General features: G+C 71.7%; 11 protein-coding genes. 10 read left to right on the forward strand and 1 reads right to left on the reverse strand.

All coding sequences use genetic code 11. The features are described from left to right. The first annotated feature begins 22 nt into the window (after positions 1–22). The 4 genes from K8640_RS33790 (at position 23) to K8640_RS33805 (ending at position 5,344) form a co-directional block, all read left to right on the forward strand. Positions 23–3,007 (forward strand): DEAD/DEAH box helicase, encoded by a 2,985-nt coding sequence (locus K8640_RS33790; RefSeq protein WP_223750842.1) that lies wholly within the window; start codon positions 23–25, stop codon positions 3,005–3,007. After that, entirely contained in the window at positions 3,004–3,978 is a 975-nt protein-coding gene (locus tag K8640_RS33795) for an SWIM zinc finger family protein (protein ID WP_223750843.1), read from the forward strand. Before K8640_RS33790 ends, K8640_RS33795 begins: the two co-directional genes overlap by 4 nt. Positions 3,979–4,237: 259 nt before the next feature. After that, a complete protein-coding gene (gene cas6, locus K8640_RS33800; protein ID WP_141330485.1) occupies positions 4,238–4,870 on the forward strand; it encodes a type I-MYXAN CRISPR-associated protein Cas6/Cmx6 in 633 nt (210 codons plus the stop codon). Between the two features lie 39 nt (positions 4,871–4,909). After that, positions 4,910–5,344 carry a hypothetical protein gene (locus K8640_RS33805; RefSeq protein WP_141330483.1) on the forward strand — a complete coding sequence of 145 codons (435 nt, stop codon included), beginning with the start codon at positions 4,910–4,912 and terminating at the stop codon, positions 5,342–5,344. Between the two features lie 27 nt (positions 5,345–5,371). On the opposite strand, the gene K8640_RS33810 is transcribed toward K8640_RS33805, so the two are convergent. After that, the gene (locus K8640_RS33810; RefSeq protein ID WP_141330481.1) at positions 5,372–6,217 is read right to left on the reverse strand and encodes a hypothetical protein; all 846 of its coding nucleotides are present in this window, start codon (positions 6,215–6,217) and stop codon (positions 5,372–5,374) included. 382 nt (positions 6,218–6,599) lie between these two features. Here K8640_RS33810 and K8640_RS33815 point away from each other — a divergent pair, with 382 nt between their 5' ends. Genes K8640_RS33815 through cmr6 form a run of 6 tightly spaced genes read left to right on the forward strand, consistent with a single transcriptional unit; the run spans position 6,600 to position 13,408 of the window. Further along, complete coding sequence (locus K8640_RS33815; RefSeq protein WP_223750844.1) at positions 6,600–7,898, forward strand: RAMP superfamily CRISPR-associated protein; 1,299 nt, start codon at positions 6,600–6,602, stop codon at positions 7,896–7,898. A gap of 4 nt (positions 7,899–7,902) precedes the next feature. Further along, positions 7,903–9,783 carry a type III-B CRISPR-associated protein Cas10/Cmr2 gene (gene cas10 / locus K8640_RS33820; RefSeq protein WP_223750845.1) on the forward strand — a complete coding sequence of 627 codons (1,881 nt, stop codon included), beginning with the start codon at positions 7,903–7,905 and terminating at the stop codon, positions 9,781–9,783. After that, positions 9,780–11,024 carry a type III-B CRISPR module-associated protein Cmr3 gene (locus K8640_RS33825; RefSeq protein ID WP_223750846.1) on the forward strand — a complete coding sequence of 415 codons (1,245 nt, stop codon included), beginning with the start codon at positions 9,780–9,782 and terminating at the stop codon, positions 11,022–11,024. The genes cas10 and K8640_RS33825 overlap by 4 nt, the downstream gene beginning before the upstream one ends. A 2-nt stretch (positions 11,025–11,026) precedes the next feature. Then, complete coding sequence (gene cmr4 / locus K8640_RS33830) at positions 11,027–11,956, forward strand: type III-B CRISPR module RAMP protein Cmr4 (RefSeq protein WP_223750847.1); 930 nt, start codon at positions 11,027–11,029, stop codon at positions 11,954–11,956. After that, positions 11,953–12,351: a type III-B CRISPR module-associated protein Cmr5 gene (locus K8640_RS33835; protein ID WP_223750848.1), complete on the forward strand. Its 399-nt coding sequence runs from the start codon at positions 11,953–11,955 to the stop codon at positions 12,349–12,351. Before cmr4 ends, K8640_RS33835 begins: the two co-directional genes overlap by 4 nt. Beyond that, positions 12,344–13,408, forward strand: a complete 1,065-nt coding sequence (cmr6, locus tag K8640_RS33840) for a type III-B CRISPR module RAMP protein Cmr6 (protein WP_223750849.1) — start codon at positions 12,344–12,346, stop codon at positions 13,406–13,408. The genes K8640_RS33835 and cmr6 overlap by 8 nt, the downstream gene beginning before the upstream one ends. The last annotated feature ends 643 nt before the right edge of the window (positions 13,409–14,051 follow it).

Raw genomic sequence — 14,051 nt, forward strand, 5'->3', positions numbered from 1 at the left:
CTCGGGCTTACATTCCAGCCGGATGCCCCTCGTCTTCCTGCCCGACGTCGAGTCGCTGTTCCTTTGGGGAATCGAGCCGCTCCCTCGCGTGCTCTCCGACCTGCGCGGCTCGGGCGACGCCTCCTCCACCCTCCTCGTCACGCCCGACGGGCCTCACGAGTGCGAGGGGCGCGCGTTGCCGCTCGCCGCCACCGTCGAGCGACTCGCCGTGGTGCCCGCCTCCGAGGTCGACACATTCCCCGGCTCCCTCGCGCTCTGGACGCTCGCCAGCAAGCTCGCGCTGGAGTTCATCGCGCGGGAGCGCGTAGCGCCCACTCTCCTGCGCAGGAATGAGCGCATCGAGGCGCGCTGGGCCGCGGCCCTCTCCGCCGCAGAGGACTCCGGCCGCGTCGTCGCCCTTGCCCGGAGCATGCCCGCCGCCGCCCACGCCGTCCCCGTGGACGCCGGTCCCACTCCCTCCGTCTGGGCCCCCGAGGCCCTGCTGCGCGCCTTCCTCGACGCCACCGTGGATGCCTTCGTTCGCGCCGCGCGCGGCGGTGGGCCCTCGCTGCCTCCTCGCGCCACCTCGCGTCGCCCGGCCTCATGGGACGAGCGCTGGCGCGCGGCGCTCTCCGGGCCTCGCCGCGACTTCGCCCCCGAGGGCTTCGCCGAGCGCTCCGTCGTCGACGAGCTGACGCGCTGGAGCGAGCCCGCGCTCGGCGCGAGGGACCGGCTGCGCGCCTGCTTCCGGCTCGAGCCTCCGACGGCGGACCGCGAGCCCTTCGTGCTGAGCTTCCACCTCCAGGCCCCGGATGACCCGAGCCTGCTCGTGTCCGCCGCCGACGTCTGGGAGACCCGCGGACGCCACCTGGAGAAGCTCGGCCGCGCCTTCCGTGACCCGCAGGAGTCGCTGCTCGAGGCGCTCGGCCGCGCCGCCCGGCTCTTCTCCCCCATCGGCCTCGTGCTCGAAAGCCCCCGCCCCCAGGCCCTCCTGCTCGAACCCGACACCGCGTGGACGTTCCTCTCCGAGGGCGCTCGGTTGCTCGCCGACGCGGGCTTCGGTGTCATCGTCCCCGGTGAGCTCACCTCTTCGGGCCGACGCCGTCTGCGTCTGCGCATGCGCGTAGGCGCGAGCGTCCAGACCGCCGGCGTCGTCGAGGGCACCTCGGGCCTGGGGCTCGACTCGCTCCTGCGCGTGGACTGGGACGCCGTGCTGGGCGACACGCCGCTCTCCGCGCGCGAGCTCGCGCTGCTCGCCCAGCGCAAGGCCCCGCTCGTGCGCTTCCGTGGCGCGTGGGTCGCGGTGGATCCCCACGAACTCGACGCCATCCAGCGCCACCTCGCCGAGGGCCCCGGCCACCTGTCCGCGAGCGAGGCCGTGCGCGTGGCCCTGCTCGGAGAGACGCGACACGGACAGCTCCCCGTCACCGTCCTCGCCACCGGCGCGCTCGAGGAGCGCCTGGGCCGGCTGCGCTCGGGCGGCACCACCGCGCAGCCCGCCCCCGATGCCCTGCGCGCCACGCTGCGGCCGTATCAAGCGCGTGGACTGCACTGGCTGGACACCCTGGCGTCGCTCGGGCTCGGCGCGTGCCTGGCCGACGACATGGGCCTGGGCAAGACGGTGCAGGTGCTGGCCTTCCTGCTCCGGAGGCTCGAGCGTGCTCCGCGCGAGGTGCGCCCCACGCTGCTGGTGGCGCCCACCTCCGTGGTGGGCAACTGGGAGCGCGAGGTCGCCCGCTTCGCCCCCTTGCTGCGCCTGACGCCCCACTACGGCGCCGAGCGCGCTCGCGCGGTGAAGGACCTCCCGCGCGGCCCGGGCTCGCTCGTGCTCACCTCCTACGGCCTGCTGCGCCGCGACGCCGAGCTGCTCGCGCGCGTGGACTGGGCCACGGTGGTGCTCGACGAGGCGCAGAACATCAAGAACGCCGCCTCGGCCACGGCGCGCGCGGCCCGGGCGCTCTGCGCCAGCGAGCGCTTCGCCCTCACGGGGACCCCGGTGGAGAACCGCCTCGCGGAGCTGTGGTCCATCCTCGAGTTCGCCAACCCTGGCCTGCTCGGGCCGCTGGAGACCTTCCGGCGCGAGCTGGCGCTGCCCATCGAGCGCTATGGCAGCCAGGACGCCGCGCAGCGCCTGCGCCGCATCACCGGCCCGTTCGTCCTGCGCCGCCTCAAGAGCGACCCGAACATCATCGCGGACCTGCCGGCGAAGAACGAGATGAAGGTCGTCTGCACGCTCACGCGTGAGCAGGCCTCGCTCTACAAGGCCGTGGTGGACGAGGAGCTGCGCCGCATCGAGGACGCTGACGGCATCGAGCGCCGGGGCCGCGTGCTCGCGCTGCTGCTGTTCACCAAGCAGATCGCCAACCACCCCGCGCAGTACCTCGGCGAGTCGGGGCCCTTGCCGGGGCGCTCGGGGAAGCTGGCGCGCGTGACGGAGATGCTCGATGAGGCCCTGTCCGCAGGGGACAAGGCGCTCGTCTTCACCCAGTTCCGGGAGATGGGGGACCGGCTGGTGGCGCACCTGTCGGAGCAGCTGGGGCAGGAGGTGCTGTTCCTGCACGGCGGCACGTCGCGCAAGGCGCGCGATGCGCTGGTGCGCCGCTTCCAGGAAGAGCCCCACGGCCCGCGCGTCTTCGTGCTGTCCGTCAAGGCCGGCGGCACGGGCCTCAACCTGACGGCGGCGAGCCATGTCTTCCATTACGACCGCTGGTGGAACCCCGCCGTCGAGGACCAGGCCACGGACCGCGCGTACCGCATCGGCCAGACGCGCGCGGTGCAGGTCCACAAGCTGGTGTGCGCGGGCACCGTCGAGGAGAAGATAGACACGCTGCTCGAGCAGAAGCGCAGGCTCGCCGAGCGCGTCGTGGGCACGGGCGAGCACTGGGTGACCGAGCTGGACACGGCGGCGCTGCGCGAGCTGTTCTCGCTGTCCTCGGGCGCCGTCGCGGACGAGGCGGAGGAGCACGAGGCGCCCGGGCCGAGCGCACTCCGACGACGCGCGCCGCGCCGGAAGGGGGTGGCGTCATGAGCCGCTGGAATGACTGGGGTTGGACGTCCGCGCCGAAGCGGCCGCCTCCCGAGCACGGCATCAAGATGAAGAAGGCCGGCGTCACGTGGTGGGGCCAGCGCTGGTTGGAGGCGCTCGAGCGTGTGCTGGCGGGGGACTCGAAGCGACTGGCCCGAGGGCGCACGTACGCGCGGGCCGGGCGGACGCATGACCTGGTCATCCGCGGGGGCGAGGTCACCGCGAAGGTGACGGGCTCACGGCCCCGGCCCTATGTCATCTCGCTGAAGCTGGGACAGCTCGACGAGGACGTGTGGACGAAGGCCATCGCCGGGATGGGCGGCAAGGCGCAGTACAGCGCGGAGCTGCTGGCGGGGTCGATGCCCCAGGACATCGACGTGGTGTTCCGCGCGGCGGGCGTGAGCCTGTTCCCGCAGCGGCGCGAGGACCTGGTGACGAGCTGCTCCTGCCCGGACTGGGGAGACCCGTGCAAGCACGTGGCCGCCACGCACTACGTGCTCGGCGAGGCGCTGGACCGCGACCCGTTCCTCCTGTTCGAGCTGCGCGGCAGGACGAAGGAGCAGGTGCTGGGGGCCCTGCGGGCCACGCGCGGGAGCGGGAAGGCGGGCGCGCGGCGTCCAGCTTCGCCTTCGACGAAGCAGCGGGTGAAGTCGGAGGCGCCGGGCGTCGTCCCCGAGGTGCCGGGGGTGAGGTTGGGGAAGCTGACCTCGGCGGACTACGACCAGCCGCGGGCGCCGCTGCCCGCGCTGAGCTTCTCGTTCGACGCGCCGGAGCTGGAGGGGGCGGTCCTGCGGCAGTTGGGGACGCCGTCATCCTGGGGCGGGCAGGAGGGACCTGGGGAGGTGCTGGCGCCGCAGGTCCGGGCGGCGGCGGCGGTCGCGCGGCGCATCGCGCTCCAGGAAGGAGGCGAGGACGCGGCGCCGAAGCCGCGCGCGAAGGGGGCGGCGCGGGCCTCGAAGCGGCGAGGGCGCTGAGCGGGGCCGGCGAAAAAAGCGAGGGGGCGCGAGGGGACGACGTGGCGTTGGCGTCTTCCTGGGTGGAGCTGCGTGATGACCCCTGCTTTCCGAGCATCGGACGTGCCTGGGCTGCCTTTCGAGAGGTATGGCCCGTGGCGTCGCGCCGGCGTTCCATGCGTGGGCGGGTGTCATCACCTGAGTACCCCTTCGTCCAGGGTGTCGGACGAGGACTTCCCCGCAGACGGGTCCCGCCGTGGCGGGGCCATCGAGGATGAACATGTCAGTGATTGACCTCGTCTACCCCGCGCGAGGCGGTGGGGTTCCGTTGGATCATGGGTATGCGTTGTTCTCGGCGCTGTCCCACCGGCTGCCGGGGCTGCACGAGCGCAAGGACGTCGGCATCTTCAACCTGCGGGGGACGCGGGCGAGCGGGAAGAGCCTGCTGGTGGGGCATGGGACGCTGAGGGTGCGGTGCCCGACGGAGGCGTTGCCGGTGTGGATGCCCTTGGGGGGCTCGGCGATTGAAGTGGGCGGGGGCGAGGTGACGCTGGGGGCGCCCCGGGTATTTCCGCTGGAGGCGCCGGTGTCCCTGTCCTCGCGGCTGGTGACGTTCAAGAACGCGGTGGATGACGCGAGCTTCCGGAGCGCGGTGCAGCGGACCCTGACGACGCTGGAGTGCGAGGCCACGGTGCACGTGGGGCGGCGGCGCGTGGTGCGCATCGCGGGGAAGAAGGTGATTGGGTATGGGCTGACGCTGAGCAACCTGTCCGCGTGCGCGTCCGTGACCTTGCAGGAGCAGGGGATGGGCGGACGGCGGCACATGGGGTGCGGGCTGTTCCTGCCCACGCGCCTGCGTGTCGGCGTGGGGAGCTGGCAGCGCGGCCCGAGGGAGCTGGCGAGCCCGGCGTAGGCGACGGCAGACTGGCCCTGCGCTGAAAGGAGTGGGTCGGTGAAGAAGGGCTATCGGTTGGATGCTGTCGCTCGCGGATTCGCGGAAGTCTTCTTGCAAGCCCCATCCTCGAACCGACGTGCGGCCTTGGTGGCGGCTTGTGAGATGGGGTTGAGTCACTCCAGGGTGATGGACCCTCTCGCCAGCCGTGCGCTGGAATCCATCCGGAGTGGCGGTTCAGCGACGCCCACCCTGCGACGGGAGCTGGCTGAACGTGCCGCGCAGCTTGATGAGGCGTATCTCTCCCGGTGCGACGAGGACGGGAGCGCGGAGGCCGAGGCCCTGGAGATGTTCTCGAAGGCCCGTGCCTTTGCCTCCCTGGCCTATGCGCTGGGCGAGGGAGAAGACTGGCTCGAGGCACTGTATGAGGCGGTTTCGACCGTGGACGAGCAGGGGCGAATGGTCGAGCGACTCAGCGCGCTGTTGAAGGCTTGATGTCTTCGCCACGGCTGCGCTCGGAAGTCATAGGGGCCGGGTCGCGTCGCGCAGGGTGCGCAGCGCCGCGTCCGGGTGGGAGAAGGCGAGGATGATGAGTTGGTCCAGCGCGGCTTCGCCCAGTGCCGCCAGTCGCTCCTGTGAATCCGGGGGCAACGTCAGCTCCCGGACGCGCGCAAAGTTGATGAGCGTCCGAGCTCGGTCCCGGGCGCGCTCCAGCGCGCGCTGTTCATCCCAGAAAGGCGAGTCCATCATGATGTTCCTCAACGATGAAGTGAGCTGCTCACTTCCGAAGCGGCGTGACGTCAGGGTACCCAGGACGACGAGCAAGTCCATCTGCTCCCGTGGAGAAAGGTCGGTGGCCTGTCGGATGCGTGTCTCCGCCCAGGTCGCTCGCTCGGGCCCTGCTCGGGCATCGAGGACGGAGAGTGGCAACAGCGGCGTGGCGGCTTGGAGGGCCGGCTGCGAGAAGTCCACCTCCCACAACCGGACCACCAGGAAATCCAAGGTGAGTCGCGGCTGTCCTTGGCAGCGGATGACGTAGGGTGGGCGGATACCTTCGGCCTCGGGGACCACGAGGATGACCACGGGCAACACCGGGAGGTTCTCGCGCAGGTGCACGCGCACGGTGTAGTCCAGGAGCCGCCGTGCGAAGTCCGGGTCTGCTTGTGCCTGGAGCTCGAGCTCCACTGCGAAGCGCTCCGAGTCCGACTCCACGACGAGCACCGCGTCCGCGCGTCGCTCGGATTGGGGGAGGCTGCTGTCCGCGGCGCGGACGAAGCGTGGTGCCTCATCGCCGAAGAGCAGGAACAGCAACTGCGCTGGATGGCGCTGGACGAGCCCCCGGAGCACCAGGTCGAAGATGGGTTTCATGTTGTACCTGAGAGGTAGCATCCAGGTCTGACATCCGTCAGGTAGGGTTGGACGCACAGGAGAAAAACGCACGGGGCCGCGAGGGGGGCGCGCGGCGATGGCGTCCTCCTCGGTGGACATGTGCACCGACGCCCCAGCCCACGCTTCATCCACCACCACCGGGAGCGCTCCGCCGCCCATGGCCGCTCGGAGTCCGTCCGCGCGTCGTGCGCCCTTTCCCGTGGGCGAGGTCGCCCCATGTCTTCACCCCCATCACCGTCCTGCCCCGGCGGGTCGAGGAGGAGCCGCGGTGTGCCCTGATTCTTTGAACCTGCCCGTTCCATCCAAGGCCCCGCGCCCCAGGCGCGGACTGCCCACGGGCCCTCGGCGAGAGACCTTCACCGTGGACCTGAAGACCGTCACGCCCATCCTCGGGGGCGCGCCTGTCCCGCGTCAGCTCTCCGAGGTGGACTCCATCCGAGTGCCCACGCTGCGCGGACACCTGCGCTTCTGGTGGCGCGCGCTGTATGGCCATGCCTACGGCGAGCATCAGCGGCTCGAGCTGGCCCGGCGTGAGCGCGAGCTGTGGGGCGGGATGACGCTGGGCGAAGAGAAGCCCTGTCGCTCCCAGGTGGACCTGTGCGTGCGCGCCGTCACCGTCTCCGCGCAGGACCCGGATGACATCTCGTTGGGCGAGGAGCAGTCCTATGCGCTCTGGCCCGCTCGTGCTCCGAAGAATGGTGAGGCCGCGCCTCGGTGGAAGCCGGGGCTGCGCTTCACGCTGGAGGTCAGCGCTCCGGAGGGCGAGCTGTCCGACGAGGTCCGTCACGCCTTGCGCGCGTGGGTGCTCTTCGGTGGGTATGGCTCACGGCCCCGTCGTGGCTGCGGCACGGTGACGTTCGCCACGGAGGAGCAGTGTCGGCAATGGCTGCCGAAGAACGCCACCCGCGCCGAACTGCGCCGGCTCTTCGGCGATGTGCCCCTCTTCCAGCCCGAGCTCGCGGGGGCTCCGCGCGACTTGCCCCTGCTGCGCGGCGCGAGGCTCCTTCGGGGGCCTCGGGACGAGTCCACGGTCGATGGCAGCAAGGCCTGGCTGGAGGCGCTGGGCTGGCTGCGCGCGTTCCGCCAGGGCACTGCGGGTATCCAGGGCGCGCGTGCTCGCAACCCGAGCCCCACGGGAGACAACCGCGCGGGCCGCTCCAACTGGCCGGAGGCGGACAAGATTCGTCACCACGCGCGCACCTATCCCGAGGAGCACGCGCCGCGCCCGGCGTACTCGAGGACTCCGGCGTGGCCACGCGCGGGCTTCGGGCTGCCCATCGTCGTCCACTTCCAGCAGGGGAAGCGGGACTCCAAGGACAACCACGTCCCCGCCGAGCCCAAGCACATGCAGCTCCAGTGGGTGCGAGACCGGGAGCGCGAGCCGAAGGACCGCCTGGCCTCGCCGCTCATCGTCAAGGCGATGCCGCTGGCCAACGGCCGCTTCGAGCCCATCGCGCTGTGGCTCGAGCGCGGCTACCCCGAGGGCGGCAAGGTCCTCCTGGTGCAGTCCAACCGTCCCCTCGAAGCCACGCGCGCGGACTTCGACGTGCTGCGCGCGGAGGACGACCAACCGCTCTTCACGCCCCTGCGCGAGGCGACGTCGCTGCGCGAGGCGTTCTTCAACTGGCTGCGTGACACGAAGAAGGCTCGGGAGGCGTAAGCCGATGACGACTCAGTCCTATGTGCTCGTGCTCAAGGTCGGCCCGGTGCAGGGCTTCATCGCCCAGGCCCGACGCACGCGCGACCTGTGGTTCGGCAGCTATCTGCTCTCCTCCTTGAGCCGCGCCATGGCGTGCGCGCTCCGAGACGCGGGCGCCGAGCTCATCTTCCCGCATCCGGAGCAACTCGACGCGGCGGCGCCGAAGCCCTCGGGGCGTGTCACCAGGACCGACCAGGCCCTGGCCGACGCCGAGGCCGTGAAGGGCTTCCCCAACAAGGTCCTCGCGGTGGTGAAGGGTGATGCGGCCGAGGTGGCCCGCGCGGCGCGCAAGGCGGCTCGGGCCACGCTGCGCGAACAGTGGGAGCGCGTGCGGGAGCGCGGCGGGCCGCTGCTCGCGGACGGCGCGGACGCGTGGGCGGACGAGCAGCTCGACACCTTCCTGGAGTTCCACGCGGCCTGGGCGCCGATGGAGGACGGTGATTACCTGACGGCCCTCGAGGAGGCCGAGGCCGCGCTGGAGGCGCGCCGGGGGCTGCGCGAGTTCAGGGCCTGGACCCAGGCGCCTCCGGCGGGCACGCACAAGTCGAGCCTCGACGGTGGACGCGCGTCGGTGCTGAAGCGCGAGCGTCCGCGGAGTGGCGAGTGGAAGCGGCTGCGCATCGGTGAGCGCGAGGAGTTGGACGCGCTGGGGCTGCTCAAGCGCGCGGGTGGCGAGCCGGACCAGTTCGTGCCGGTGCCGAGCATCGGGCTGGCGGCGTGGCTGGAGACGGCGAGCAAGAAGCACGGCCCGAAGCTCTCCGCGCTGCGAGGCGCGTGCGCGGACCATCGCGGGTTCACGTCGGTGTACCGGACGGACCTGGCGTGGGTGAACGCGTTCCCGTTCGATGGCCAGCTCCTGCTTCCCGACCGCTGGCGTCCGTACTTCACGGAGTGGAGTGAGGACCCCAAGGCGGCGAAGCAGGAGGCCGAGCGGTTCGCGGATGAGCACATCCGCCCGCTGCTCGCGGCGATGTCCGTGGCGCCGTACCCCTACGTGGCCTGCCTCGTCGCCGACGGGGACCGGATGGGGGAGCTGCTCCGACGGCTGGCGGAGCACGGGGGCATCGAGGCGCACCGCCGTGTCTCCCACGCGCTCGCGAGCTTCACGGCGGAGGCGCGAGACATCGTCCAGTCGCGCTACCGCGGGATGCTCGTCTACGCGGGGGGCGATGACGTCCTGGCCTTCGTGTGTCCGGCGGACGCGCTCCAGTGTGCCCGGGCGCTGGCGGCCGCCTTCTCGAAGCACCTGGCCCCTGTCAGCGGAGCGTCCGTGCCCACGCTGTCGGTGGGGCTGGGCATCGGCCACGTGATGGAGAGCCTGGGGCAGCTGTTGGCACTGGGGCGTCGAGCGGAGAAGGCCGCGAAGGACTCGGGGCGTGACGCGCTCGCGGTCCTCGTGGCGAAGCATGCGGGGCGCGAGCGGCTGTGGACCGCGAGCTGGACACCGAAGGGCTCCGCCGTGGAGCCGCTGACCCGGCTGTCCCAGGACATGGTGCTGCTGGGGGGAGACCGGCTGCCCCTGGGCAAGGTGCACGAGGTGGAGACGATGGTGCGCCGCTTCCCCGTGGAGACGTCGTCGGAGGAACAGGCGGCAGTGCTGGTGGCCGAGGTGTCGCGAATCCTGGCGCGCGCCGAGGGGCGGGCTCGCGACTCCGAGGACCGTGAGCGGGAGGACAAGGCCCTGTCCCTGACGGACGTGGGGCTGGCTGCGCTCGCGGAGAAGCCGCCGGAGTGTGTCGAGACGGTCCACGCGGAGCTGCTCGCGTGGGTGGACCGGATGTTGGTGGCGGGGACGCTCGAACGTTCGCGTCGCGGACTGGAGCTCAGAGAGGGAGGTGGCGCATGAGTGAGGAGTGCTTCGCGTTGCTGCCGCGCGACGGGCTGTCCGTGAAGGATGGTCGCGGCTGGTACACGAGTGAAGTGGGGCGCGGGTACTCGCATCCGTGGCCCTTGCCCACGACGGTGCGAGGCGCGCTGCGCGCCGCGTGGGGACAGGACCTCATGTCGAACCGGCCGGGCGTCCGGCTGACGCCGGAGGCGTGGGAGCAGCGCTCCGCGAGCCTCGCGCTGAAGGGGTTCGTCGCCTTGCGGCGTGACCTGGGGGAGACGTCCTTCACCCCGCGCCACCGGATGTGGCCCGCGCCCGCGGACGCGGTGGTGGTGGCGGGCAAGGACGGCGAGCCCGCGCGGGTCGAGCGACTGCGTCCATGGTGGCCCGACTCGGAGGGCGTCATCACCTCGCTCGGTCCCGATGAGGACCGGGCGCGTGAGGCGCTGTGGCATCCCCGACCGGACCACGAGGGGCGGATGGGCAAGCCCTCGGGAGATGCGCCGGCGTTCTGGTCCGAGGCGGACATGGTCGCGTGGCTGATGCGCAAGGACATCGCGGCTCCAGCGACTCCGGGCCCCGGCCACCGCACGGACCTGCACGTGGCCATCGCGCCCGACAAGCAGACCGCGGAGGACACGATGCTGCACTCGCGCCAGGTCGTGGAGTTGCTGCGCCTGGAGAAGCGCGAGGGCGCGGCGGCGCCGGTCGCGGTGGAGTGGGCGCTGGGCGTGCGCTGCAGGCAGCCCGAGGGCGAGGCGGTGACGGGCTTCCCCTCGGGCGTGCTGGGGCTGGGAGGCCGCAGGCGGTTGACGGAGGTGGAGCGCGCGACAGTCGACCTGTTCGCCTGCCCCGAGGACTTCCAGCCCGAGCCCTCGATGGGCTTGAAGCTGGTGCTGGCGACGCCCGCGAGCTTCGAGCGCGGGTGGCTGCCGGATGGCTTCGCGTGCGCGGAAGGTGGCGAGCCCGAGTACGCGGGCACGTTGCCTGGGGTGGAGGGGCGGGTGGTGTTGCGCGCGGCGCTGGTGCCTCGGGCGCAGGACGTGTCCGCGTGGGACATGGTGAAGCGCCAGCCCCGGGCGACGCGGCGGTGGGTGCCGGCGGGGTCTGTCTATTTCTTCGAGAAGGTCGGTGGGGGCCAGTTCACCACCAAGGAGCTGCGCGCGTTGTGGCTGGCCTCGTGGGGCGGCGGCCGCGACGAGGCGCTCGGGCAGGTGTTGCCCGGCGTCTGGGAACTGCCCCCGGAGTGTGGAGCGTGAGCATGGAAAGCCGAGCCTATCTGCTGCAAGCCCTGTCCCCCCTGCACGTCGGCACGGGGCAGAGCGTGGGAGTCATCGACCTGCCGCTGATGCGGATGCGCTCCACGGGCATCCCCATCATCCCCGGCTCGTCGCTCAAGGGCGTGCTGCGCGACGCGAGCGCGAGCGACACCGTCCGGACCGACGCGGTCTTCGGCCCCCGGCGCGCGAAGAACGGGCCCGAGGGGGACGAGCCCAGCGAGTACGCGGGGGCGCTGGTGGTGGGCGACGCGCGGCTGCTCGCGCTGCCGGTGCGCAGCTTCGTGGGGACGTTCGCGCTGGTGACGTCGCCGTTGCTGCTGACGTTGGCGCGTCGGGACTGGGGTGGACGGAAGGGGGGCGGTGAGGCGCCTCCGCCGGTCCCCGCGCTGAAGAAGCACCGCGCGCGGGTAGCCTCGTTGAAGTCCTGTGTCTGTCTTCACGAGCAGGCGGGCGGGGCGCGTGTCTACCTCGAGGATCTGGACCTGGAGGTGGACGCCGAGGACGACGCGGTGCTCGGGGCCTGGGCGGAGGCGCTCCAGCGCGCGCTGCCCGGTGATGAGCGGGAGCTGCTCGCGCGGCGCCTGGTGCTCGTGGATGACGAGACCATGAGCTTCCTGTGGGAGACGGCGATGCAGGTGGACACCCGCGTGAGCATCGACCCGGACACGGGCACGGCCGCGAAGGGGCAGCTCTGGACGGAGGAGAGCCTGCCGGCGGAGACGCTGCTGATGGGGGTGATGGCGGCGTCGCCGTCCTGGAGCCCGAAGCATGTGATGGCGGCGAGCGCGGTGTTGGACGCGGCGCTCGGCGGGCAGGGGACGATGCTCCAGTTGGGTGGCAAGGCGACAGTGGGGCGTGGGTGGTGCCGGCTGTTGTCGTGGACGGCGGGCGACACGGAGGCCCGGCGATGAGCGGCGTGACGCGAGAGCAGCAGCGGGCGACGGATGCGTATGCCCGGGTGACGGCGGTCCCCTCGGGCCTCCGGAACGACTACAAGCCGCGCGTGCATGGCCTGGGGGCGTCGGTGCTGCGGGATGGGCTGGCCGCGGCGCTCACGTTCCTGGAGCGGGAGCGGGACCCGAAGGAGACGAACGCCGCGATGTTGCTGCTCGAGGACCTGGCGAAGGTGCTCGGCAAGGCGCGGCTGCCGGGGTTGTCCTCGGCGCTGACGGGGGAGACGCTGCCGGGCGCCGTGCGGAAGCTGGGGCTGGAGGAGTACATGCTGGCCACGCGCGAGACGCTGCGGCTGGTGGTGTGGTTCCGTCGCGCGGTCCAGGCCACGTTCAAGGAGGCTCCTCGTGCGTGAGGTCCTGGCCACACTCCCCCGTTTCGAGGCGACGGGCCCAAGTCACGCGGGGCTGGCCCACGAGCGCTACGCGCCCCAGAAGGACGACGAGAAGGAAGAGAGCGGCTCGCCATGGCGGAGGTGGTTGGGCTGGATGGACGGGGCGCGGGAGCCGGAGCACTACGGGGTGGCGTACCGCCGGTGGCGCGGCTCGCTGACGCAGTGGCACACGGCCTCGGTGGAGATGCGAGCGACGGGGCGGCTCCTGGCGGGGCACGGGAATGCCTCGCCGACGGGGGTGGGGCTGACGCTGCATCACACCTGGGGCGTGCCGGTGATTCCGGGCTCCTCACTCAAGGGCGTGCTCGCGGCCTACCTGCGCGCGAGCTTCGAGCCCGACGAGGTGGCGGAGGCGAGTCGTCGGCTGTTCGGGGTGCCTGGGGATGAACGGCTCGGCCAGGAGGCGAGCGTGGGGCAGGTCCTCTTCCACGACGCGCCGTGGGTGGCGAGTCGCGGAAAGGAGGGGGTGGCGCCACGGATGCTGGCCCGCGATGTGCTCACGGTGCACCAGCGGGGCTGGTACGGGACGGCGGGGTCGTGGCCCAACGACTACGAGTCGCCGAACCCGGTGGCGTTCCTGTCGGTGCGCCCTGGGGGACGTTTCCTCGTGGCGCTGAGCGTGGCCCCGGGGGCGGACGAGGAGACGCTCCGCTTGTTGCGCTGGGCCGCGGACCGGTTGTGCGAGGCGCTGCGTGACTGGGGCGTGGGGGGCAAGACGGCCGCGGGATACGGGCGGCTGGTGCCCGAGGGGAGCGTGGTCGTCGCCGCGCCGCGGGTGGTGTCTCGGCCGTCACCGGAGCGCGACGCGTTCAAGGCGTGGGGGGAGGCGCAGCGGGCGGCGAAGACGGAGCAGCGCAAGGTGCTCGAGGACTTCGACGCGCAGTGGAGAGCGAGGTTGATGTCCCTGTCGCGCGAGGCGCGGATGGAGTGCGCAGAGGCGCTTCGCGGGTGGGTGAGGAACCCCAAGCTCCAGGCGCGTCGCGACGAGTTGCTCAGGCTCCTGGTGGACGGCGCCTGAGGAATTCCTTCTGGGAGCGTCACGAATGCGGCGTGACGCTCCTCACGGGATGCATGTGGCGGATGAACAGCGTCCGCCCATGGTTCGACGAAGCGCTCTTTGTCAGATGAATAGGCGTTTGGCGTTTCGAGAGAGACTTCGCCGCTCGCCGTGATGCCGGTAGGCGTTGAGCACACGAAGCATTCGGGCTTGAAGTCCTCCTGAACGGTGATGCCTCCGCTCGGCGTGATGCCGGAAGGCGTTGAGCACTTGATCCACCCACCACGAGGGTTGACCAGAGAGGTCACTTCCTCCGCTCGCCGTGATACCGGAAGGCGTTGATCACTCCGTGCCGCTAGCGGAGAGGTCGGGCGTCACGACCGCCGCTCGCCGTGATGCCGGAAGGCGTTGAGCACACCTCCCAGTCCGGGTCCATCTGCACGAGGGTCGTGATCGCCGCCGCTCGCCGTGATGCCGGAAGGCGTTGAGCACCAGAGAATGTAGTAATGTGGCCCCTTACCTTGTGCAGGCCGCCGCTCGCCGTGATGCCGGAAGGCGTTGAGCACCGTGCTTCTTCCGCATCCTCGAAGGCACCACGGTCCCGCCGCTCGCCGTGATGCCGGAAGGCGTTGAGCACATGGCATCCACCTCGGGGGGCGCTCGA

It is taken from the genome of Myxococcus sp. XM-1-1-1 (assembly GCF_020037095.1).
Classification (GTDB): Bacteria; Myxococcota; Myxococcia; order Myxococcales; family Myxococcaceae; genus Myxococcus; species Myxococcus fulvus.